At 70.3% G+C, this 22,332-nt stretch carries 22 protein-coding genes and 1 pseudogene; 14 read left to right on the top strand and 9 right to left on the bottom strand.

Annotation, left to right across the window (positions count from 1 at the left end):
- Positions 1–275: pseudogene (locus ACFLIM_RS43425) on the top strand (heavy metal translocating P-type ATPase); the annotation flags it as partial.
- 50 nt (positions 276–325) lie between these two features.
- Here the strand turns inward: ACFLIM_RS43425 and ACFLIM_RS43420 are convergent.
- Positions 326–1,714, bottom strand: a complete 1,389-nt coding sequence (locus ACFLIM_RS43420) for a hypothetical protein (protein WP_393175425.1) — start codon at positions 1,712–1,714, stop codon at positions 326–328.
- Positions 1,715–1,932: 218 nt separating this feature from the next.
- Between ACFLIM_RS43420 and ACFLIM_RS43415 the strand changes: the two genes are divergently transcribed.
- The 9 genes from ACFLIM_RS43415 to ACFLIM_RS43375 all read left to right on the top strand — a co-directional run bounded on the left by ACFLIM_RS43415 (position 1,933) and on the right by ACFLIM_RS43375 (position 11,612).
- Positions 1,933–3,126 (top strand): cytochrome P450, encoded by a 1,194-nt coding sequence (locus tag ACFLIM_RS43415; protein WP_393175423.1) that lies wholly within the window; start codon positions 1,933–1,935, stop codon positions 3,124–3,126.
- A 177-nt stretch (positions 3,127–3,303) separates the two neighbouring features.
- Positions 3,304–4,611: an ABC transporter substrate-binding protein gene (locus ACFLIM_RS43410; RefSeq protein WP_393175421.1), complete on the top strand. Its 1,308-nt coding sequence runs from the start codon at positions 3,304–3,306 to the stop codon at positions 4,609–4,611.
- A 74-nt stretch (positions 4,612–4,685) separates the two neighbouring features.
- Entirely contained in the window at positions 4,686–5,678 is a 993-nt protein-coding gene (locus ACFLIM_RS43405) for a carbohydrate ABC transporter permease (protein ID WP_393175419.1), read from the top strand.
- Positions 5,671–6,513 carry a carbohydrate ABC transporter permease gene (locus ACFLIM_RS43400; RefSeq protein WP_393175417.1) on the top strand — a complete coding sequence of 281 codons (843 nt, stop codon included), beginning with the start codon at positions 5,671–5,673 and terminating at the stop codon, positions 6,511–6,513. Before ACFLIM_RS43405 ends, ACFLIM_RS43400 begins: the two co-directional genes overlap by 8 nt.
- An 8-nt stretch (positions 6,514–6,521) precedes the next feature.
- Positions 6,522–7,403, top strand: coding sequence for a carbohydrate kinase family protein (locus ACFLIM_RS43395; RefSeq protein ID WP_393175415.1), 882 nt, complete (start codon positions 6,522–6,524; stop codon positions 7,401–7,403).
- A 48-nt stretch (positions 7,404–7,451) separates the two neighbouring features.
- On the top strand, positions 7,452–8,333 hold the full coding sequence (locus ACFLIM_RS43390) for a hypothetical protein (protein WP_393175413.1): 882 nt from the start codon (positions 7,452–7,454) through the stop codon (positions 8,331–8,333).
- Positions 8,330–9,154 carry a DeoR/GlpR family DNA-binding transcription regulator gene (locus ACFLIM_RS43385; protein WP_393175411.1) on the top strand — a complete coding sequence of 275 codons (825 nt, stop codon included), beginning with the start codon at positions 8,330–8,332 and terminating at the stop codon, positions 9,152–9,154. Before ACFLIM_RS43390 ends, ACFLIM_RS43385 begins: the two co-directional genes overlap by 4 nt.
- Complete coding sequence (locus ACFLIM_RS43380; RefSeq protein ID WP_393175409.1) at positions 9,151–10,209, top strand: tartrate dehydrogenase; 1,059 nt, start codon at positions 9,151–9,153, stop codon at positions 10,207–10,209. Before ACFLIM_RS43385 ends, ACFLIM_RS43380 begins: the two co-directional genes overlap by 4 nt.
- A complete protein-coding gene (locus tag ACFLIM_RS43375; RefSeq protein WP_393175407.1) occupies positions 10,206–11,612 on the top strand; it encodes an aldehyde dehydrogenase family protein in 1,407 nt (468 codons plus the stop codon). The genes ACFLIM_RS43380 and ACFLIM_RS43375 overlap by 4 nt, the downstream gene beginning before the upstream one ends.
- On the opposite strand, the gene ACFLIM_RS43370 is transcribed toward ACFLIM_RS43375, so the two are convergent.
- The 4 genes from ACFLIM_RS43370 to ACFLIM_RS43355 are packed head-to-tail and all read right to left on the bottom strand — an operon-like array spanning position 11,609 to position 14,600.
- Complete coding sequence (locus ACFLIM_RS43370) at positions 11,609–12,616, bottom strand: sugar phosphate isomerase/epimerase family protein (protein WP_393175405.1); 1,008 nt, start codon at positions 12,614–12,616, stop codon at positions 11,609–11,611. The genes ACFLIM_RS43375 and ACFLIM_RS43370 overlap by 4 nt on opposite strands.
- Positions 12,617–12,976, bottom strand: a complete 360-nt coding sequence (locus tag ACFLIM_RS43365; protein ID WP_393175403.1) for a VOC family protein — start codon at positions 12,974–12,976, stop codon at positions 12,617–12,619.
- On the bottom strand, positions 12,973–13,701 hold the full coding sequence (locus tag ACFLIM_RS43360) for an orotidine 5'-phosphate decarboxylase / HUMPS family protein (protein ID WP_393175401.1): 729 nt from the start codon (positions 13,699–13,701) through the stop codon (positions 12,973–12,975). The genes ACFLIM_RS43365 and ACFLIM_RS43360 overlap by 4 nt, the downstream gene beginning before the upstream one ends.
- A complete protein-coding gene (locus tag ACFLIM_RS43355; protein ID WP_393175399.1) occupies positions 13,698–14,600 on the bottom strand; it encodes a sugar phosphate isomerase/epimerase family protein in 903 nt (300 codons plus the stop codon). Before ACFLIM_RS43355 ends, ACFLIM_RS43360 begins: the two co-directional genes overlap by 4 nt.
- A 145-nt stretch (positions 14,601–14,745) precedes the next feature.
- Between ACFLIM_RS43355 and ACFLIM_RS43350 the strand changes: the two genes are divergently transcribed.
- The 3 genes from ACFLIM_RS43350 to ACFLIM_RS43340 are packed head-to-tail and all read left to right on the top strand — an operon-like array spanning position 14,746 to position 17,983.
- On the top strand, positions 14,746–15,798 hold the full coding sequence (locus tag ACFLIM_RS43350; RefSeq protein WP_393175397.1) for a zinc-binding dehydrogenase: 1,053 nt from the start codon (positions 14,746–14,748) through the stop codon (positions 15,796–15,798).
- Positions 15,795–16,970, top strand: a complete 1,176-nt coding sequence (locus tag ACFLIM_RS43345; RefSeq protein ID WP_393175395.1) for a Gfo/Idh/MocA family protein — start codon at positions 15,795–15,797, stop codon at positions 16,968–16,970. Before ACFLIM_RS43350 ends, ACFLIM_RS43345 begins: the two co-directional genes overlap by 4 nt.
- Complete coding sequence (locus ACFLIM_RS43340) at positions 16,967–17,983, top strand: Gfo/Idh/MocA family protein (protein WP_393175394.1); 1,017 nt, start codon at positions 16,967–16,969, stop codon at positions 17,981–17,983. Before ACFLIM_RS43345 ends, ACFLIM_RS43340 begins: the two co-directional genes overlap by 4 nt.
- A 52-nt stretch (positions 17,984–18,035) precedes the next feature.
- On the opposite strand, the gene ACFLIM_RS43335 is transcribed toward ACFLIM_RS43340, so the two are convergent.
- The 3 genes from ACFLIM_RS43335 to ACFLIM_RS43325 form a co-directional block, all read right to left on the bottom strand.
- Positions 18,036–19,133, bottom strand: coding sequence for a Gfo/Idh/MocA family protein (locus ACFLIM_RS43335; protein WP_393175392.1), 1,098 nt, complete (start codon positions 19,131–19,133; stop codon positions 18,036–18,038).
- On the bottom strand, positions 19,130–19,879 hold the full coding sequence (locus tag ACFLIM_RS43330) for a sugar phosphate isomerase/epimerase family protein (RefSeq protein ID WP_393175390.1): 750 nt from the start codon (positions 19,877–19,879) through the stop codon (positions 19,130–19,132). Before ACFLIM_RS43330 ends, ACFLIM_RS43335 begins: the two co-directional genes overlap by 4 nt.
- Before the next feature lie 132 nt (positions 19,880–20,011).
- Complete coding sequence (locus ACFLIM_RS43325; RefSeq protein ID WP_393175388.1) at positions 20,012–20,191, bottom strand: hypothetical protein; 180 nt, start codon at positions 20,189–20,191, stop codon at positions 20,012–20,014.
- 30 nt (positions 20,192–20,221) lie between these two features.
- Here ACFLIM_RS43325 and ACFLIM_RS43320 point away from each other — a divergent pair, with 30 nt between their 5' ends.
- Complete coding sequence (locus ACFLIM_RS43320) at positions 20,222–21,160, top strand: hypothetical protein (protein WP_393175386.1); 939 nt, start codon at positions 20,222–20,224, stop codon at positions 21,158–21,160.
- A 72-nt stretch (positions 21,161–21,232) separates the two neighbouring features.
- Here ACFLIM_RS43320 and ACFLIM_RS43315 read toward each other — a convergent pair whose 3' ends face one another.
- A complete protein-coding gene (locus ACFLIM_RS43315) occupies positions 21,233–22,258 on the bottom strand; it encodes an acetamidase/formamidase family protein (protein WP_393175384.1) in 1,026 nt (341 codons plus the stop codon).
- Positions 22,259–22,332: the final 74 nt, after the last annotated feature.

Genomic DNA, 22,332 nt, shown 5'->3' with positions numbered 1-22,332 from the left:
GGCTGGCGATGGGCACCGGCACCGACGCCGCCATCGAGGCCGGCGACCTGACGCTGGTCAGGGGCGATCTGCGGGTGGCCGCCGATGCGATCAGGTTGTCGCGCCGGACGCTCGGCACGATCAAGGGCAACCTGTTCTGGGCGTTCGCCTACAACGTGGCCGCTCTGCCGCTGGCCGCGCTCGGCCTGCTCAACCCGATGATCGCGGGGGCGGCGATGGCCTTCTCCAGCGTATTCGTGGTGAGTAACAGCCTGCGGCTGCGCCGGTTCAAGTAAGCCCGATGGGATGGCTCCGAGCGCCGACTCGGAGCCATCCCAATCGCGGGTCAGGGGGCGATGCCCACGCCTCCGCGCCGGGCCAGCGCTCGCTCCTGCGCCGCCGTCAGCGCGGGCCAGTGCCGCGCCCCGGGGCGCGGCAGCACCCGCGAAGCGTAGTCGGCGGGGACGAAGCCCGGATCGTGGAAGCAGCCGGTGCCGTAGGTGGCGTCGAAGGCCGGGCAGGACGCGGCCACCGACGCGGCCGTGGGCTTGACGCCGGTGCGCACCCAGGCCGACAGCGCCGAGATCGCGTTGGCGTACTCCGCGATGCTCAGCCCGCTGTGCTCGCTTTCCCGGGTGAAGGTCTGTACGAGGTGCTCGTCGGAGTGGGCGCCCTCCAGGCTGGCGCGGTAGGCCGCTTCGTGTTCGACGAAGGCCGTGGGGTCGTCGATCGCGTGCACGGTGAGTACGGGGATCGAGACCGCGCCGGTGACGTCGCTGTCGAAGGACAGATCCCGCACGGCCGACTGGTCGGGGGAGAATCGTTCGACACCGGCGTTGAGCGCCTTGTCGTCGTGGGATCCGGAGTAGCGGACGTTCCGGTTGCCGAACGGGTTACGCCCGCCGAGCCGATTGTGCACGATGTCGCGGAAGGTGAAGGTGGCGAACCTGAGGTGTGACTCCAGCGTCCGCTCGGGGATCTTCGTCACGGCGAGGATGTCGTCGAGGTTGCGTTGCTGCTCGGGCGTGCGGTCTTCGGGCTTGGCGTCGTAGCCGGTGCACTCGCGCAGCCGGGCGCGCAGGCCTTCCGTCGTCATCGTGGAGGACTTGCGCAGTCCCATCCACAGCGGATACTGCGGCTCGGACGGGCGCGGGTGGTTCTGGCAGTAGTACTGGTAGACCACGCGCAGGTCCACCCGGTAGTCGTAGCCGCGCGAACCGCCCGCCAGCACGCCGCTGGTGAGCAGCACTCCGTCGTACGGCGACTTCGGGCCGTGCCCGTAGATCTCCGCGACCTTGGCGGCGACGTCGCCGCCCCAGGACTGGCCGTGCACGAAGGTCCGCTGCGGTCGCCCGAACCTCTCGACGAACAACCGCCGCAGGTTCTCGGTGTCCTCGGCTCCCATCCTGGTCCCGTAGCCGCCGCGGCGGTAGGCCGAGCCCGCCCAGGCGTAGCCCTCGCGTACCATCACCGACCAGCGGTCGAGGTCGTCGGGACTGCGTTCGGGGTCGGACTCCTCGGTCAGATCTGGTCCCCCGTGGGCGTGCATGACCAGCGACCCGTTCCAGGCTTCGGGGATGGCGATCATGTAGTGGGCGCCGTTGGCGTCCTGCCCTCGGTAGCAGGTCGCCTGTCGCGAGAGCGACGCCGGGCAGGGCGCTGGGTCGGGCCCGGCCGTCGCGGCGGCGGGTGAGCCGAGCGCGACGAGCAGGGGTCCGATGAGAATGCCGGTCAAGGTGGCTGACCGGCGTCGTCGGGATCTGGAGACTGTCTGGGGGGTGTGGGCGGGCACGTCGTCCTCCTTTGTCACTCCGCGCCTCACTGCGGCGCGGCGCTCTGATGTTAGGAAGGACGGTCTGTTAACCATATGTTTCGTCCATTGAGTTCGTAGATCGCGCCGCTTGATCGAGGCTACGAGGGTAGATGCCCGATATGTCCGTTGGAGGGGGCGTCATGGCACAGGGCAGTGTCTTCGACCAGGTGCTGGACTATTCGCACCGCGCCGACCCGTACCCCTTGTATGCCGAGCTCCGCAAGACCCCGGTGGCGCGGCAGGAGGACGGTCGCTACGTGGTCAGTACGTACCGGGAGATCGTCGCGCTGCTGCACGACCCGCGGGTGAGCTCGATCCGTCCCGAGGAAGCGGCCCCGCCCGGAGTGCCTCCGTCGTTCATCCGCCGCGATCCGCCCGACCACGATCGGCTGCGGCAACAGGTGATGCGGCACTGGGGGCCGCCGTGCGCGCCCGGCCGCATCGAGGGCATGCGGGGTGAGATAGCCGCGCTCATCACCGAGCTGATCGACGGTTTCGAGGGCCGGAGCAGGGTGGACATCGTCGACGACTTCGCCTATCCGCTGCCGGTGACGGTCATCTGCCAGCTCCTGGGTGTCCCGCGGGAGGACGAGCCACGCTTCCACGCCTGGGCCGCGGCGCTGATCGAGACCCTCGACCCGCGGGCAGGAGAGGCCGAGGAGCGGCGGCGCTTCGCCGTACAGACGGAGCTGGGCGCCTATCTGGACGAGCTGGTCGCGGCCCGCCTGCGCCGGCCGGGCGACGACCTGCTGTCCGCGCTGGTCACCGACGACGACCCCGGCGGGCGGATGGCGCGGGAGGACGTGGTGAGCACCGCCTCGTTGCTGCTCATCGCCGGGCACGAGACCACCGTCAACCTCATCACCAACGGCATGCTGACGCTGCTGCGCCATCCTGACGTGCTCGGCAGGCTGCGGCGCGACCCCGGCGTGGTCGTCCCTCTGGTCGAAGAGCTGCTGCGGTACGAGCCGCCGGTGCACTTCCCGGCCCAGCGCACCGCTCTGGCCGACATCGAGATCGCCGGCACCGTCATAGCCGAGGGCGCCAGGATCACCCTGGCGCTGGCCGCCGGCGACCGTGACCCGCGGCGGTTCCGCGATCCCGACCGGTTCGATCCCGATCGGGTGGACAACCAGCATCTCGGCTTCGGCAGCGGCATCCACTACTGCTTCGGGGCTCCCCTGGCCCGGCTGGAGACGCAGCTCGCCCTGTCCGAGCTGGCCCGCCGCCTGGAGGATCCCCGGCTGGTCGCCGACCCGCCGCCGTACCGGCGCAGCCCGGCGCTACGCGGCCCGCACCACCTCCTCGTGGAGGTCTCGAACACCGGCGTCTGAGAGTTGCCGTGCGGGAGCCAACAGTCCATGCCAGGACACGCCCGGAAATTTGGGCGGGAAGTATCAAAGGATGTTCCATTGACACCAACCTTGGGCTGGTGTTCAAATGGCACCACTCGACGGCAGGGCAAGCGGCAAAATGTGACCTCGCTTGCCACTCTCACTTGGAGCGGCGCGATGAAGATCCAACCCCTCGCAGCCGGAGCGTCCGCGATGCTCCTCGCCGCCGCCCTGACCGCCTGCGGCGGCGGTGGCGATTCCGAGACCTCGGCAGGCGCCGGTACGACGATCACCTACTGGGCCAGCAACCAGGGCGCGAGCCTGCAGAACGACAAGGACGTCCTGACCCCCGAGATCGCGAAGTTCACCCAGCAGACCGGGATCAAGGTCAAGCTCGAGGTCGTGCCGTGGACCGACCTCACCAACAACACCTTGTCGGCGGCCGTCAGCGGCCAGGGCCCGGACGTGCTCAACATCGGCAACACCAACGCGGTGACCTTCCAGTCGACCGGCGCGTTCCTGCCCTTCGACGACGCCGCGCTGCAGAAGATCGGCGGCAAGGACCGCTTCGTGGCGAGCTCCTTCGCCACGGCGGGCAAGGCGGGTGAGCCGCCCACCTCGATCCCGCTCTACAGCCAGGTCTACGCGCTGTATTACAACAAGAAGCTGTTCCAGGACGCCGGTCTGAAGCCGCCCACGACGTGGGAGGAATTGATCGCGGCCGCACAGAAGTTGACCGATCCCGCGAAGAAGAAGTACGGCATCGTCATCCCGGGCGCCACCGTCAACGCCAGCATGCACTTCGCCTACATCTTCAGCGAGCAGAACGGCGGCTCCGCCTTCGACGCCGCGGGCAAGCCTGCGTTCACCACCCCCGGCATGATCGCCGGCGTCAAGCAGTACGTGGACCTGCTGGCGAAATACCACGTCGTCAACCCGAGCGCCGCGCAGTACAGCGACTCCGCGCAGGCCGCCGGCGACTTCGCCCGGGGAGACGCCGCGATGTACATGGCGCAGACCTCCGGCATCAACGTGCTGGCGCAGAACGGCATGAAGCCCGACGACTACGGCATCGTGCCGATCCCGGCCCCGGCCGCCGGCAAGAAGATCTCCAGCTTCGTCGCCGGGACCAACATCTCGGTGTTCAAGAACAGCAAGAACGTCGACGCGGCCCTCCAGTTCGTCAAGTTCATGACCAGCGACGACGAGCAGAAGATCCTCAACAAGGCCTACACCACGCAGCCCCCGATCCAGGGCGTGCCCGCGGCCTTCACCGACGACCAGGAGAAACTCGACACCTTCACCGAGATCCTCTCCAGCTACGCCAAGCCGCTGCCGCTCGTCCCGGGCATCCAGGCGTTCCAGGCCAACGTCGGCGGCGCGGCCGTCGCGCTGGTCGCCAAGGCCGCGACCGGAGCGCAGGTCGGCGACGCCGAGGTGCAGGCCGCGCTGGAAGAGGCGCAGCAGAAGATGGGGGCGAGCTGATCATCGTTTCCCCCACCGACAACCGACCGAACCACGGGTTGCGGCCCAGCGAGCGGCCTCCCGAGGAGAACGAGATGGCAGCGACGACGTTCCCCAGGCGGCCCGCGCGGGCGCCGAAAGACGGGCCGGGCCCGGACGAGGTCCGGCCGCGCGGGCTCAGACGCATCAACTGGACCCGGGCGGCCCCCTACCTGCTGATCCTCCCGGCGGTGGCGTTCGAGCTGCTCGTGCACGTCATCCCGATGATCGTCGGGATCTTCATGAGCCTCATCGAGCTCACCCAGCTGTTCATCACCAACTGGTCGGCGGCGCCGTTCGCGGGGCTGGGCAACTTCGGGGTGGCGCTCGACTTCTCCGGGCCGCTCGGCCAGCAGCTGCTGCGCTCCTTCGGGATCACGCTCGGCTTCACGGTGCTGGTCATCGGGGTCTCGTACGCGTTCGGCATGGCGGCCGCGATCGTGCTCCAGCGGCCGATGCGCAGCCGGGGCTTCCTGCGCACGTTGTTCCTGATCCCGTACGCGCTGCCCGCGTACGCCGGGATCATCGTCTGGAAGTTCATGCTGCAGCGCGACAACGGCCTGCTCAACCAGTTCATCGTGGACGTGCTGCACCTGGTGGACGACCGGCCGTTCTGGCTGATCGGCGGGAACGCGTTCGTCTCGGTGGTGGTCGTGTCGATCTGGCAGCAGTGGCCGTTCGCGTTCCTCATGTCGATGGCGGGCATGCAGAGCATCCCGGACGAGCTGTACGAGGCGTCGGCGATCGACGGCGCGAGCACCTGGCAGCAGATGCGGCACATCACGCTGCGGATGATGCGGCCGATCAGCGCGGTCCTGCTGCTCCTGCTCTTCCTGTGGACGTTCCGCGAGTTCAACACGCCCTACGTGCTCTTCGGGCCGACCCCGCCCGCGTCCGCCGACCTGCTGACCGTGCACATCTATTCCAGCTCGTTCATCACCTGGAACTTCGGCCTGGGCTCGGCGATGTCCGTGCTGCTGATGTTGTTCCTCGTCGTGGTCGCGGGCCTGTGGGCGCTGTGGAACAGGAGAGTGAGCCGCAATGCGTGAGCAGACGTCGTTCCGCGTCTTCCGCTGGGTGGTGCTGGTCCCGCTGGCCGTGTTCACGATCGTGCCGCTCTACGTGGTGCTGACCTCGGCGCTGAAGCCGCTGCGGGACGTGCAGGGCGAGTTCCAGTGGTGGCCGACGCATCCGACGCTGGCGCCGTTCGTCGACATGTGGTCGACCGTGCCGCTGGCCGACTACTTCGTCAACAGCCTCGTCGTGACGTTCTCGTCGATGGTGTTCAGCGTCGTCATCGCGATCTTCGCGGCGTACGCGATCTCGCGTTATCGCTTCCGCGGCCGGGGCGCGTTCTCCGGGGTGATCCTGTCGACGCAGATGTTCCCGGGGGTGTTGTTCCTGCTGCCGCTGTTCATCATCTTCGTCAACATCGACCGGAGCCTCGGCTTCACCTTCCTCTACCAGACGCGGATCGGGCTGATCGTCACCTACCTGACCTTCACCCTGCCGTTCTCGATCTGGATGCTGGCCAGCTACATGGACAGCATCCCGCGGGCCCTGGACGAATCGGCGAAGGTGGACGGCACGACGGCGCTGGGCGCGTTGTTCCGGGTGCTGCTGCCCGCCGCCCGGCCCGGCATCATCGCGGTCGCCGTCTACGCGTTCATGACCGGCTGGGGCGAGATCCTGTTCGCCTCGCAGCTGACCAACAGCGAGACCCGTACGCTGTCGGTCGGCATGCAGAGCTACGCCACCGAGACGAACGTCTACTGGAACCAGGTCATGGCGGCGGCGCTGGTGGTCAGCGTGCCGATCGTGGCCGGCTTCCTCATCCTGCAGCGCTACCTCGTGACCGGCCTGACGGCCGGCGCGGTGAAGTAGGGCTCGTCATGCCGCTGGACGTCATCTGCGTCGGGGTCGTCACCGTCGATACCATCACCACGATCGACCGGTTGCCCCCTGCGGACGGCCGGGTGGTCGGCGAGCCGTTCACCGTCGCCGGGGGCGGCCCGGCCGCGACGGCGGCGGTCGCGCTGGCCCGGCTGGGCGCCCGCGTCGGGTTCTGCGGCGTCGTCGGCGCCGACGAAGCGGGCCGGCTGAGCAGGAAACTGCTGGAGGACGAGGGTGTGGACACCACGTGGCTGCGCGCCAGGCCCGGCGTCCGCACGCCGCAGAGCATGATCATGGTGTCCCGGATGTCCGGCACGCGGGCGATCGTCACCTCGCCCTCGACCGCGCCCGACGCGGCGCCGCGCGGCATGGCCCGCTGGTTGCACGCCGACCAGACCGGCTACGCCGCCGCCCGCGCGGCCTTGGGCGGTGGGACGTCGCTCAGCCTCGACGGTGGCAACCCGATCCCCGGCCTCGACCTGGCGGGCGTCGAGCTGTACGCGCCGACCGCCGGATCGTTGCGCGCCGCGTTCCCTGCCGCTGACCTGAGGGTGAGCCTGCGGGCCGCCGCCGCGGCGGGCGCCCGGCAGGTGGTGGCGACTCTGGGCGGCGACGGTTGCGACGTCCTGGTGGCGGGCGAGCTGACGCACGTCCCCCCGGTGCCGGTCGAGCCCGTGTCCACGATGGGCGCCGGCGACGTCTTCCACGGCGCGCTGCTGGCCGGGCTGGTCGAGGGCCGGTCGCTGGTCGAGGCGGCGCGGCGGGCCAACCTCGTGGCGGCGCTCTCGTGCCGCGCGCTCGACGGCAGGAGCGGCATACCCCGCGCCGCCGAGGTGGAGCAATGGCTGTCCGCGGCGCGTCCCGCGCCGCGGTCCGATTGAGAACGGAGAATGATGTCTGGGAATTCTGTGGCCCCCCAAGAACACGTGATGCGCAGGTTGACCGCCCCGCTGGAATCGGCCGAGGGCGGTTTCGCCATGCTCGCGCTGGACCAACGGGAGTCACTGCGCCAGATGTTCCCCCTTGTCAACGGCCAGGAAGCAGCCGACGAGGCGCTGCGCGAGTTCAAGTCAACGGCGACACGGGTGCTGTCACCGCTGGCCTCCGCGGTGCTGCTCGACCGGCTGTACGGCGTGGCCGACGCCGCGCCCGAGTCGCTCGCGTCCAGCCTGATCCTGGCCGCCGACGTGCTGGAGCAGCCGCCGGGCCAGCCGGTGCTCACGACTCATCTCGACCCCGCCGTCACCCCCGAGTACGTCCGCCAGGTCGGGGCCGCCGCGTTGAAGTTCCTGGTGATCTGGCGGGCCGACGGCGACCCGGCCGAGCGCGAGCGGCTGGTCCGCTCGTTCCTCGACGTGGCCGCCGCCGCCGAGGTCCCCAGCCTGGTGGAGGCGATCGTACGGCCGGCCGCCGGCCAGACCTGGACCCCGGAGGAGCGGCACGCCGCCATCCTCCAGGCGGCCAGGGAGATCGCCACGCTGGGCGGCACGATCTACAAGGCGGAGGTGCCCGGGTACCAGCCGGGTGACCTGTCGCGGGTCAGGGAGCAGGCCGAACGCCTGTCGGAGATCGTCCCAGGGCCATGGGTGGTGCTGTCGAACGGGGTCGATCCCGCGGACTTCGCGCCGGCCGTACGGGAGGCCTGTCTTGGCGGTGCGAGCGGTTTTCTCGCGGGACGGGCGATCTGGGGCGATACTGTCGCTGACCCCGACACGCTGGGCGCGCTGACCCACCGCTCGGCGGAGAGGTTGCGCGCGCTGACTGCCATCGTGGCCGAGACGTCACGAGGGAGCCTAGGAACCTCACAATGACCAAGGAAAACTTCCGTTACACCTCCGCGCCGGAGCGCCGGGATCGGCTGGTGCAGTTCATCACCGAACAGGGCTACTGCACGATCACCGAGCTGTCGAAGGCGTTCGCCGTGTCGGAGATGACGATCCGCCGCGACGTGCTGCGGCTGACCGAGCAGGGCAAGGTACGCGCGTTCCGCGGCGGCGTGGGCTCACTGTCCAAGCAGGAGATGGAGGGCAGCGACTACCACCTGCGGGACATGAAGATGGCCGACGCCAAGCGGGCCATCGCGCTGAAGGCCATCGAGATGGTCGGCGCGGGTTCGGTGGTGGCCATCGACGCGGGTACGACGACCCGCCAGGTGGCCGACCTCCTGCCCGCCGACCGGAACATCACGGTCGTCACCCATTCGTTCCCGGTGGTGTCGAGCCTGATCGGGCGCAGCGGCACCGACGTGATGTGCCTGGGCGGGTTGCTGCACCCGGAGTCGTTGTCGTTCGACGGCCCGGCGACCCTGTCGGCGATCTCCAATCTGCAGGTGGAGACGTTGTTCCTGGCCGCCAGCGGGATCGGCGAGCGGGGCGCGTTCTGCGGCAACGGGTTCGACGCCATTACCAAGCGGGCGCTGATCGAGGTGGCCGAGCACGTCGTGCTGCTCACCGACTCCTCGAAGTTCTACGCCTCCGCCATGGTGAAGATCTGCGACTGGGACGCGATCGACCGCGTCATCATCGACGACCGCATCACGGACGAGCAGCGCACCATGCTCCAGCAGCAGGACATCGACGTGGTGACGGTGGCCACCGCGCCGCGCGAGCTGGCCAGCGGCGCCGCCTCATGACCCGGCACCGCGTCGCGGTCATCGCGGGCGACGGCATCGGCCAGGAAGTGGTGCCGGCCGCGCTCGGCTGCCTCGACCTGGTGGCCGCGCGGCACGGCGTCCACCTCGACTGGCACCACCTCGACTGGGGCTCCGACCACTACCGGGAACACGGCCGGATGATGCCGGTCGACGGGCTGGACATCCTGGCCGAGCATGACGCGATCTTCCTGGGCGCGGTCGGGGTGCCGGACATCCCGGACGTCGAGACGCTGTGGGGACTGCTGATCCCGATCCGGCGGCGGTTCGAGCAGTACGTCAACCTGCGGCCGGTCAGGACGTTGCCCGGAGTGCGCTCGCCGCTGGCCGACGCGGGCCCGATCGACCTGGTCGTGGTCCGGGAGAACAACGAGGGCGAATACTCCGAGATCGGCGGCCGGATGTACCACGGCCTGCCGGAGGAGGCGGCGGTGCAGGAGGCGGTGTTCACCCGCCGCGGCGTCACCCGGGTCGCCCGCTACGCCGCCGAGCTGGCCGCCGGCCGGAGCGGGCGGCTCACCTCGGCCACCAAGAGCAACGGGATCGTGCACACGATGCCGTTCTGGGACGAGGTGGTCCGGGAGGTGCTGGCGGAGTTCCCAGATGTGGAGCTGCGCAGCGAGCTGATCGACGCGCTGGCCGCGAGCCTGGTGCTGCGCCCCGCCCGTTACGACGTGATCGTGGCGTCCAACCTGTTCGGCGACATCCTGTCCGATCTGGCGGGCGCGGTCACCGGGTCGATCGGGGTGGCTCCGAGCGCCAACCTCAACCCGGAGCGGCGGCACCCGTCGATGTTCGAGCCCGTGCACGGGTCGGCGCCGGACATCGCCGGGCAGGGCGTGGCCAACCCGGTCGGCCAGCTCTGGAGCGGCGCGATGATGCTCGACCACCTGGGCCACCCCAAGGCCGCCGCCGAGCTGACGGCGGCCTTCGAGGCGGCGCTGGCGAGCGGCGTGCGCACCCGCGACCTGGGCGGGACGGCTTCCACGGCCGAGTTCACCGAAAGCGTGCGGAAGAACATCGAGGAAGGCACGTGAAGCTCTACATCGACGGGGAATGGGTGTCCGGCGCGGGCGAGCAGCCGGTGCTCGACCGCTGGAGCGGCGAGCAGATCGGCACGGTCGCCGTGGGCACCGCTGAGCACGCCGTGCTGGCCGTGGACGCGGCCGAGCGGGCGATGCGGCTCGGGCTGCCGGTTCCGGAACGCGCCCGGGTGCTGGGCGAGGCGGCCCGGCTGGTCGCGCGGCGGGCCGAGGAGTTCGCCCGGCTGGTCACCGCGGAGACCGGCAAGCCGATCACGGCGGCGCGCGGCGAGGTGGAGCGGGCGGTGCAGACGCTGACCTGGGCGGCCGAGGAGACCCGGCGGCTGGCCGGGGAGGCCGTGCCGCTGAACGCGATCGAGTCGGGTGCCGGCACGCTCGCGCTGACCGTGCCCGAGGCCAGGGGCATCGCGGCGGCGATCACCCCGTTCAACTTCCCGGTCAACCTCGTGCTGCACAAGATCGCACCGGCGCTGGCCGCGGGCTGCGCGGTGGTGCTCAAGCCGTCGGAGAAGGCGGTGCTGGCCGCCGGGCTGCTCGCCGAGGTGTTCGCCGACGCGGGCCTGCCCGCCGGGTGGCTGAACCTGGTGACCGGGCCGCCCGCCGAGGTGGTGGACGCCTGGCTGGCCGACTCCCGGGTCGCGGTGGTCACCTTCACCGGCTCGACCCGGGTCGGCTGGGAGCTGAAGGCCCGCTCGCCGCGCAAGCTGCACGTCCTGGAGTTGGGCTCGAACACGGCGATGGTGGTCACGGCCGGCGCCGACCTGGAGCGGGCCGCCGCCGCCGCGGTGACGGCGGCCCTGTCCAACTCTGGCCAGGCGTGCGTCTCGCTCCAGCGCCTGTACGTGGCGCGCGAGGTGGCCGACCGGCTCACCGCCGCGCTCAGCGAGGCCTTCAAGTCCGTACGGCACGGCGACCCGCACGACCCGGCCACCATGGTCGGCCCGCTGATCACCCCGCAGGCCACGGCGGCGCTCAAAGCCTCGATCGACACCGCGGTGGCCGGGGGAGCGCGGCTGCTGGCCGGGGGCGAGGTCGTCGCCGGCGTGCTGACGCCGACGCTGCTCACCGACGTGGACCCGGACGGGGCGCTGGTGTGCGAGGAGGCGTTCGGGCCGCTGCTCAGCGTGCTGCCGGTCGACGACCTGGACGAAGCGATCGGCGCGGTCAACAGGTCGGCGCTGGCGCTGAACACCGCCGTCTACACGCGCGACCTGGGCGAGGCGATGCGGTTCGCCGAACGGGCGCAGGCGGGCACCGTCCTGGTCAACATGCCGCCGTCGTACCGGGCCGATCACATGCCGTACGCCGGGGTCAAGGACTCGGGGCAGGGCACCGAGGGCGTACGGTACGCGATCGAGGAGCTGCTGCACCACAAGCTCGTCGTCCTCAGGTCCTAGGACTGGGTGAAGGCGGTGTCGAAGCGGGCGTGCGGCTGGTCCCAGAGCAACGAGCGGACGAACTCCAGGGCCTTGGGCGCGCCGTGCAGGCGGCTCATCCCGGCGTCCTCCCACTCGATGGAGATCGGACCGGTGTAGCCGATCGACTCCAGGGCGCGGAAGGCGTCCTCGAAGGGCACGTCGCCGTGCCCGGCGGAGACGAAGTCCCAGCCGCGCCGCGGGTCGCCCCAGGCCAGGTGCGAGCCGAGCCGCCCGACCCGGCCGTCCTTGTCGCGCAGCCGGGTGTCCTTGCAGTCCACGTGGTAGATGCGGTCGGCGAAGTCGACGATGAAGTTGGCCGGGTTGATGTCCTGCCACATCATGTGGCTGGGGTCCCAGTTGAGGCCGAAGGCGTCCCGGCGGTCGATCGCCGCCAGGGTCCTGGCGGTGGTCCAGTAGTCGTAGGCGATCTCGCTCGGGTGCACCTCCAGGGCGAACTTGACGCCCTCGGAGTCGAACACGTCCATGATCGGGTTCCAGCGGGCGGCGAAGTCGGCGTACCCGTCGTCGATCACCTCCTGCGACACCGGCGGATACATCGCGACATAGCGCCAGATCTTGGATCCGGTGAAGCCGGTCACCACCGACGCGCCGAGCTTGCGGGCCAGGATCGCGGTCTTCTTGACCTGCTCGGTCGCCCGGGCGCGGACGCCATCCGGGTCGCCGTCGCCCCACGTGCGCGGGCCGACGATCGGCTCGTGCCGGAAGTCCAGCGGGTCGTCGCAGATCACCTGTCCCTGGGCGTGGTTGGACAGCGCCCACACGCCCAGGCCGTAGCGATCGAGGATCTCGCAGCGGGAGTCGAGGTACTTCTCGTCCTCCAGCGCCCGGTCCACGTCCAGGTGCTGGGACTTGCAGGCGATCTCCAGGCCGTCGAAGCCCCACTCGCTCGCCAGCCGGGCCACCTCCTCGAACGGCAGGTCGGCCCACTGCGCGGTGAACAGCGTGACGGGATGGGTGGCCATTCAGATCTCCTGGAGGAACTCGAGCTGGTTGCCGAAGCAGTCGTGGGTGTGGAAGCGGCAGTGGCCGGGGTAGTCCCCGTTCATCACGTACGGGATGCCGTGCGCGTCCAGCCGGGCGGCGAGCGCGTCCAGGTCGTTCACCAGGATCGCCGGGTGGCTGACCCGGTTGGGCCGGAAGTCGTCCTCGGGCAGGCCGTGCACCTCCAGCCCGCCGGTGCGGAACCAGCAGCCGACCTGCCTCATGGTCGCCGGTTTGGGCACCGGGGTGAGGCCGAGCACGCCCGCGTAGAACGCCCGCGCCTCGTCCTCCGCGCCCACGGGCATGGTGAACGTCGCGTGATGCAACCTCATGAACGTCATTGCCTCACCTCGGCCGCGTGGACCCGGTCGATGGCGTCCTTGAGGATCTTGGGCAGGTCGCGCTCCGGGATGGTGAACGAGTTCTCGTCGTCGATGGCCAGCGGCGCGCCGAAGACCACGACGCCCGCGCCGATCGCCGGGCAGCTCACGGCCTGGTCGATCGACAACCCGCCGACCGCCTGCACGGGCACGGTCGTCGCGGCGACGATCCCCGGCAGGTCGGTGAGCGGTGACAGGCGCAGCTCCCGGTGCATGTTCCGGTGATCGTGCCCGATGTGGTGCAGGACCATGCCGACGCCCAGCCGCTCCAGCCGCCGTGCCTCGGCCACCCGGTCGCCGGCGCCCATGTCGTCGCCCATCACCAGGATCCCGTGGTCGATCCCGGCCTCGCAGACCCGCTGGACGGTCGCGTCGTGCGCCCGGCCCATCACGACCACGGCGTCCGCCCCGGCCTCGGCGAACATGGTGGCCTCGCCGTACCCGCCGTCCATGATCTTGAGGTCGGCGATCAGCGGGTGGTCGGGGTACTCGCGGCGCAACGCGCGTACGGCGTGCGCGCCCTCGGCCATCACCAGCGGAGTGCCGATCTCCAGCCAGTCGGCCCCGGCCTCGACCGCGATGGCGGCCATCCGCAGACCGTCGTCCAGGTTCTTCAGGTCGAGCGAGACCTGGACCAGGCCGTGCGTCAGGTCGGCCCGCCGCAGTCCGCGAATCGACGTGCTCATCGGTTGTCCTTTCGTGCCTGCTCAAGGGTGGATACGCGGACCGCGGTGGAGCCGCCGAACCAGCGGTCCCTGGCCGCGCGCAGGAAGTCGGCCGAGGCGCGCAGTTCGTCGAAGCCGTTGACGCCGTCCTCGATGCTGATCCAGCCGTCGTACCCGGCCTCGACCAGGATGGTGAAGATCCGGTCATAGTCGTTGAGCCCGCGCCCGATCACGCCGTGCTTGAGCGCGGGCGCGTAGCCGATCGTGCCGTCGGCCTGGCGCAGGTCGTCCAGCGTGGTGCCGGGCTCCAGGAAGCGGTCGGACGCCTGCATGGTGACCACCCGGTCGATCACGCTCTCCAGGAACTCGGCCGAGTCCACTCCGGCGGTGATCGCGTTGGACGGGTCATATTGCACGCCGAAGTGCACCCGGTCGGGAATGTTTTCCACGATCCGGTGGAAGACGGCCGGGGCCTGGGCGAACTCGGGGTAGTTCCAGGTGCTGGCCTTGTAGTGGTTCTCGATGGCCAGCACGATGTCCACCTCGGCGGCCAGCGGCAGCAGCCCGCTGATCGCCTCCGACGCCCACTCCACGCCCTGCTCGACGGCCACCTGGGGGTAGCGTTGCCCGCTCAGCACCCGGCAGGTCGCGCCGGGCCCGCCCAGCCTGGCAGTGATCCGCATGAACTCGGCCTGGGCGTCGATCTCCCTGGCCCGCGCGTCCGGGTCGGGGTTGGTGAAGTCGGGCGAGGCGCACATCATCGGCATCTCGAACCCGGCGCCGGCGAGCGCCTCGCCGATCCGGTCCACCTCGTCGCCGGCTCCGGTCCAGAAGAACCCGGTGTGCAGTTCGAGCCCGTCCACGCCGAGCGCGCGGGCCTCCTCAATCCATTCGAACACGGTCTTGGTACGCCGGATCACCAGCTGATCCAGATCACCCTTTGGGAACGCTGCGATCCTCACGAAATCCCCTGTACTGGTCCCAAAATATGGGAGCAATCATACAGACTTTGGGAGAAATCTGAACTACTGTTGCTCGGGAATGAGCATTCTTGGGAGATCACTGATGAAGGCGTTGGTCAAGTACGCGAACGCGGACGGCGCGCTGGAGGTCCGCGACGTGCCCCGGCCACAGGCCGGTCCCGGCACCGTCCTGGTACGCGTGCACACCGTCGGAGTGTGCGGTTCGGACATCCACATGTGGCACGACACGCAGAGCAAGAGCTCCAAGGGCGTGCTGCCGGTGACGCTGGGCCACGAGTCCGCCGGGGTGATCGAAGCCGTCGGCGAGGGCGTCACGGGCTGGTCGATCGGCGACCGGGTGGTGTGCGAGACCGCCGCGTCGATCTGCGGTGTGTGTGCACTGTGCCGGGCGGGCCGCTACAACCTGTGCCCCTGGCGCGAGGGCTACGGGCTCAAGCGCGACGGCGCCATGGCCGAATACCTCGTGGCCGAGCCCCGGGTGCTGCACCGCATCCCGGACGGCATCGCGTACGAGCTGGCCGCCATGTGCGAGCCGTACGCGGTCGCGTACAACGCCGTCGTCGAGCGCGCCGGAGTGCGGCCCGGCGACCTGGTGGTCGTCCAGGGCGCGGGCGCGATCGGCACGCTCGCCCTGGAGGTCGCCATCCAGCAGGGCGCGGCCACCACGGTCGTGCTCGGCACGGGCATCGACGCGCACCGGCTGGAGAAGGCCAAGCAACTCGGCGCCGACCACACCATCGACATCACCCGGCAGGACCCCGTCGAGGTGGTCGCCGGGTTGCACGACGGGCTCGGCGCCGACCTGGTCGTAGACGCCACCGGGGTGAGCGCCGCACTGCGGCAGAGCATGGAGCTGGTACGCCCGGCGGGAGCCATCGCCAAGGTCGGCTGGGGGCTGCAACCGCTGGGCTTCACCCTGGACCCGCTGGTCAAGAAGGCCGTGACGCTCTACGGCTGCTACTCGCACACCTGGAGCACCTGGGAGAGCGTGTTGCGCCTGTTCGGCCTGGGCAAGCTCCGGCCTGACCTGGTGCTGGGCGGCGTCTACCCGATCGAGGAGTGGCAGGAGGCGTTCTCCGCCATGCAGCGCGGCGACAACGTCAAGTCCGCCCTGCGCCTGGACACGGCGACGTGACGGCCTCCCCGCTGCGGCTCGGCGTGCTCGGGCTGGGCGCGGTGGCGCAGGCCGTACACCTGCCGCTGCTCGCCAAGCGCCCCGACCTCTACACCATCGCGGCCGTCGCCGACCTGTCCGCCGAGGTCACCGAGGTGATCGGCGACCGGTACGGCATCCCCCCGCGCCGCCGCTTCACCGACCTCGGCGACCTGCTCGACGCGGGCGGCCTGGACGCGGTGATGATCCTGGCCCGCGGCTCGCACGCGCCCGAGGTCCGGGCGGTGTTCGAGCGCGGCCTGCCGGTCTTCTGCGAGAAGCCGCTCGCCTACACCCTCGCCGAAGTCGACGACCTGGCCGCCCTCGGCGGGCGCATCCTGGTCGGCTACATGAAGCAGTACGACCCGGCGGTCATCGCGGCGGAGCGGGCGCTGGCCGAGGTGGACGACATCCGCAGCATCGAGGCGACTGTGCTGCACCCGACCGGGGCCTCCCAGCTCGCACTGGCCCGGGTGGTCGGACCGACCGCACCGCTCCCGCCGGACCTCCAGGACGCGACCGACCGCGAGTTGTGGCGGGACGCCGTGGGGGACGCGGAGGAGTCGCTGTGGCGGGCCTACCGCGGCTGCCTGGTGAGCAGCCTCGCGCATGATCTGTCCATCATGCGAAGTTTCGGTACGCCGCCCGCCACCGTGGAGTTCGCCGACATCTGGCGGCAGACCTCCCGGCACACCCGGCGCGACGTGGGCCGCGACCGCAAGTCGTTCGGCGAGCACCCGCCGTCGATCTCGGCCACCGGCACCCTCGCCGCCGGCGGCCGGTACACCCTGGCCTGGCACTACCTGCCCGACTTCCCCGCCTACCGGGAGACGGTCCGGGTCGTGCACGGCCGCGGCACCGTCGAGCTGACCTTCCCCTCGCCGTACCTGCTGCACGCCCCCACCGAACTGGTCGTCACCACGCTGGACGGCGACGCCGAGCGCCGGGTGGTGCGCCGCAGCGTCACCGAGGCGTTCGAGACGCAGCTCGAAGCGTTCCACGCGTACGTCCGCGAGGGCACGCCGCCGAGGTCCGGGCTGGCCGAGGGCCGCGCCGACGTCCTGACCTGCCAGCAGATCGTGGCCGCCTACGCCGCTCGCACCGGCGCGCAGGTCGGCGGCGAGGTCGGCCGCCTGGTGAAGGAGCGTCTGTGATCCGCGTCGCCATCATCGGATACGGCCTGGCCGGACGCGTCTTCCACGGACCGCTGGTCAGCGCCGACCCGTCCTACGCCGTGCGCGGCATCGTCACCGCGAACCCGGAGCGGGCCGCGGCCGCCGCGTCCCGTCATCCGGACGCCCGCATCCTGTCCGGCCCGGAACAGGTGTTGTCCGGCGACTTCGACCTGGTCGTGGTCGCCGCGCCCACCCCCAGCCATGTGGAGCTGGCCACCATGACCGTGGGCGCCGGGCTGCCGACGGTCGTGGACAAGCCGCTGGCCGTGCGCGCCGCCGACGCCGAGCGGCTCATCACGCTCGCCGAACGCGGCGGGGTGCCGCTGACCGTCTTCCAGAACCGCAGGTGGGACGGCGACTTCCGGACGGTACGGCGACTCGTCACCGAAGGGCTGCTAGGCGACGTGTGGCGATTCGAGTCCCGCTTCGAGTGGCTGAGCGCCCGGCCCCGGCCCGCCTGGAAGGTCGGCACCGCCGGGCAGGACGGCGGCGGCGTCGCCTACGACCTGGGCGCGCACCTCGTCGACCAGGCCATCCAACTCTTCGGCCCGGTCAAAGAGGTGTACGGCGAGCTGGACCGGCACCGGGAGAACGCGGTGAACGACGACGACAGCTTCATCGCGCTGACCCACGAGTCCGGGGTCCGGTCGCATCTGGGGATGAGCAGCCTGGTGGCGCAGCGCGGGTTCCGGTTCCGGGTGCTGGGGTCGGCGTCGGCGTACGGCAAGTGGGGGCTGGATCCGCAGGAGTCGCAGCTCGCCTCGGGGATGTCGCCGCTGGACGACGCCTTCGGGCTGGAGCCCGCACAGGCCTACGGAATCCTCGGGCGGGACGGCGAGGGCTCGCCGCTGCCCACCGAGCGCGGCGCCTATCGCGCCTTCTACGCCCAGTTGGCCGAAGCCCTGGCGGGCGGAGGTCCGGTGCCGGTCGATCCGCGGGACGCGCTCGCCGCCCTCCGCATCATCGAGGACCTGCACGAACGCCACGGCTAGCCGTACCCAGGAAAGGAGCGCCCGCCGATGACGGCGGGCGCTCCTTCTTCGCTCAGAGGGTCTTGGCGTACGGGTCCCAGGTCTCCGGGATGGGGGCGGTGAGCGGTGCGCTGCTTTCCACCTGGACGGTCTCGCGGCGTTCGAGGGACTCCGAGATGGCGGCCATCGTGTCGAGGACGTGGTAGGCGAGCCGGCCCGACGCGCGGTGCGGGACGTCGGCGCGGGCCGAGCGGGCGATGTCCAGCGTGCCGAGACCGCGGCCGCCGACCGGGCCGGAGCAGGGCACGGTCGTCCACTCCTGGTCGTCGCCGCGCCGCAGGTACAGGTCGCCGTCGAAGTGGTTGGGATCCGGGATGGACAGCGTGGCCTCCGAGCCGACGATTTCCACGTGCCCCACCCGGCGGTGCGGCGAGTCCCAGCTCAGCACGCTGGTCGAGGTCTGCCCCGACTCGAACTCGGCGATGATGCTCACATAAGTCGGGACTTGTGCCGAAATATCCTGACCAGCCTTGGGACCGACCAGCAGCCGCCTGACCGGCCGGGCGATCCGCCCCACCGCCGTCACCGCGGCGAACGACCCGAGCGACTGGGTGAGCGCCGTCAGATAGTACGGTCCCATGTCCCACAGCGGCCCGGCGCCGCGCGACAACAACACCTCCAGGTTGCGGTGGTCGGCCACCGGCCCCGGCGTCTCGAACAACGTCAGCCCGGTCAGCGGCACCCCGATGTCGCCCCGGTCGATCATCCGGCGGGCCGTCTGGAGCCCCGCGCCGAGGAAGGTGTCCGGCGCACCGCCGACCCGCAGCCCCGCGGCGTCGGCCTTCTCGAGCAGTTGCCGCCCGCTCTCCCGGTCGAGTGCGAACGGCTTCTCCGTCCACACGTGCTTGCCGGCGTCGAGTGCCGCCGTCGACACCTCGGCATGCGCCGCCGGGATGGTCAGGTTGACGATGATCTCCACGTCGGGGTGCTGGAGAGCCTGCTCGGGCGTGCCCGACTCGGCCACGCCGTACGCCTCGGCCTGCTCGGCGGCCCGCTCGGGCAGCAGATCGGCGACGATTCTGACGTCCAGGTCGGGGAACGCGGTGAGGTTCGTCAGGTACTGCTCGCTGATCTTGCCCGCGCCGATGACGCCGACACCGACCGCGCTCATGCGGTTACCCGCGCGTTGAAGTACGCGAAGCTGGCCGCGATGGCCTCGAAGATGTCGCCGTCGTACTCGTCGAACTCGACCACCCCGGCCTCCAGTCGCGGCGCGGCGTCGAGGATCTCCGGCCACAGCATCTTGCCCTGACCGGCGGGACGCTGCTGCAGGTTCTCCCGGTTGATCGGGCCGTCCTTGAGGTGCAGGAAGTGCACCCGGTCGCGCTGCCTGCCGAGCAGTTCGAGCACGTCCTCGCCACCGACCGCCACCCAGTAGGCGTCCACCTCGAGCAGCACGTCCGGCCGTACCCGGTCGACCAGGCACTCGAGCGCGGTGCGGCCACCGAACCGGCGCTCCAGCTCCCACCAGTGGTTGTGATAGCCGACCCGCAGACCGTACTCCTCGGCCTTTTCAGCGGCCCTGTCGAGATATCCGGCGATCCGGTCCACATCAGCCTCGGACGTCCAGAACTGTTCGGGAATGAACGTGTCGATCACCGTGCCGGCGCCGAGCTCCTTCGCGGCCGTGAAGACCGCGTCGAGGTCGACGTCTACCAGCGAGGAGGTCATCGTCGGCGAGGCCAGGCCGGTGTCCCGGACCGCGGCCAGGAACTCGGGACCGCGCGAGTACAGCTTGTAGGAGGACTCGATCTGCCGGTAACCGATGTCCGCGACCTTGACGAGCGTGCCGGGCAGGTCCTCCTCGATGGCATTGCGGACGCTGTAGAGCTGGAGGGAGAGGGATGGGAGGGGCACAGTCAACCTTTCGCCGTGGATGCGCCGCCCCGGTCGACACTGTGGCGGTCCGCACCAACATGTTACTAAATTAACGAATATCTGTGAATTAGGCACCATGTCAAGGTGCGATCCCCACCAGACCGCCCACCGTCAGCCCTTGGTCGCCCCTCCCGTGAGGCCCTTGACGAACTGCTTCTGCGGGAAGAGGTAGCAGATCAGCACCGGCAGCGTGGCCAGGAACATCAGCGCGAACACGGTGCCGAAGTCGGCCTGGTACTGGCCGATCGACCGCCGCGGGGGTTCACCGGCAGTGGTCCCGCGTGGCAACATCCCCAGAGACGAGATGCCGAGGAGGCGGCGATGACGACGAATGACGAGGTGCTCACCGCGGACCAGGTGGAGCAGTTCCTGGACAAGGGCTACGTCCTGCTGCGCGAGTGCTTCACCCGGGAGGCGGCCGAGCAGTACACCGGATCCATCTGGGACCGGCTCGGCTACGAAGCGGACGACCCCTCGACGTGGGCGCTGCCGTCGGTGCACATGCCGGCGCACCAGCGCATCGACATCCGCACGTTCGCGCCCAAGGCGTGGCGGGCGGCCTGCGAGCTGGTCGGCGGTGCGGAGCGCATCTCCACCGAGCAGCCGTACACCTGGTCGGACGGCTTCATCGTCAACCTGCGGCAGGACGCCGACCGGCCGTGGCAGCCGGCCTCCAACGAGTCGCCCGGCTGGCACGTCGACGGCAACTTCTTCCGGCACTATCTCGACTCGCCCGAGCAGGGCCTGCTCACCCTGGTGTTGTGGTCCGACGTCGAGCACCAGGGCGGCGCGACTTTCATCGCCACCGACTCGGTCGGCCCGGTCACGCGGTTCCTGGCCGAGCACCCGGGCGGGCTCCTGCCGTCGCCCGACCCCGACGACGACACCCCGGTCATCCCGTACGCCGACCTGGCCCGGCAGTGCACCGAGTTCGTCGAGGCCACCGGCCAGGTCGGCGATGTGTACCTGGTGCATCCGTTCGTGCTGCACGCCAAGTCGCAGAACGTCCTGCGCAGGCCGCGCTTCATCACCAACTCGACGCTGATCCTGGCCGAGCCGATGCGGTTCGACCGGCCAGAACCCGGCGAGCATTCGCTGGTGGAGCGGGCCGTGCTCCGGGCGCTCGGCGTCGACCGGTACGACTTCACCCCGGCCGGGCCGCGTACCCGTCTGGTGTCGGAGCTGTCCAAGACCCACGAACGCATGCTCGCCGAGGAACGCCGGCGCCTGGCGGCGACGGGCCGTACAGACGGGCACTGACGATGCGACCGTGAGCGCTGGGGCCGCCACCGTGGAGCGGCCCCAGCGCTGGAGCGCCGTATGACCTGCTGGTCAGTGTCCGGGCAACAGGGACTTGGCGATGTAGGCGACGATGACCTTGTTGCCGTCGACCGCCTCGGCGACGATGAAGTCGACCGCGATGCTGCACAACGCGTACGCGTCGGCGGTCGTCAGCGCACCTTGGGTGACCTCGACGAGATAGGCGACCGCCTGCTTGACGGCGATCTGCAGCGCGACGTCGAGGTCGGCGTCGATGCCCATGCACCAGAAGTACTTGTCGCTCTCCGCCCGCGGCCACTCGAGGCTCGCGCCCTTGCGCACGATGAACTGCGCGGTGAACGCCATCGAGTGCTCGACGGCGGTCTGGTCGACTTCACCGTGGCCCTGCGCGCCGTGCGTGTCGCCGGTGTAGAACATGGCGCCCGGTTGGAAGACCGGCAGGTACAGGGTCGTCCCGGCGACGAGGTCGCGGAAGTCCAGGTTGCCGCCCCACCGGTTCGGCGGGTTGGCGGAGACGAAGCCGGCCGACGTGGGCGGCGCGACCCCGGTGATCCCGGCGAACGGCTTGAACGGGACCTTGATGCCGTGCCCGAACGAGTAGTGGCGGCCCGAGCGGTCCAGCCGGAGCAGCCGGGTCGAGGCCGTGTCCAGCAGGTCGCCGCAGACTCCCCGGCCGGGGCCGGTGCTGTTGACGCCGTACGGGACGCGCGGCGAGACGTCCAGGATACGGATCTCCAGTACGTCTCCCGGTTCGGCGCCCCTCACCTCGACCGGGCCGGTGAGGATGTGGCCGCTGGAGCCGGCCGGGCGGGGGTTCTTCGCGACCTCCGCCAGCTCGGGCAGCACCTGGTCGGCGGGCACGCCCAGGGCCTCGAAGTAGGCGACGGGCCCCTGGGCGGCGGACACGCCGGACTGGTTGACGGCGTCGATCCTGACGACCGTGCCGGAGTCCACGGTCAGCACCGGCGCCCGATCAGTGGGGAAATATCCCCAGATCGCGGTCTCCTGGGTGGTCTTGAGTACGACGGGTTTGGGGTAGCTCTGGCGCGACGTGGTGGCCTCACTGGTGGATGTCATGGCGGTACCGAGGGTCAGTCCGGCCCCCGTGGTGCCGAGGGCTCGCATGATCGTACGTCGGCTGGGGAACTCGG

It is taken from the genome of Nonomuraea marmarensis (genome assembly GCF_043197025.1).
In the GTDB taxonomy this organism is placed as follows: Bacteria; Actinomycetota; Actinomycetes; order Streptosporangiales; family Streptosporangiaceae; genus Nonomuraea; species Nonomuraea marmarensis.
The sequence above is the reverse complement of the archived record's forward strand: the minus strand, read 5'-3'. Positions and strand labels throughout refer to the sequence as shown.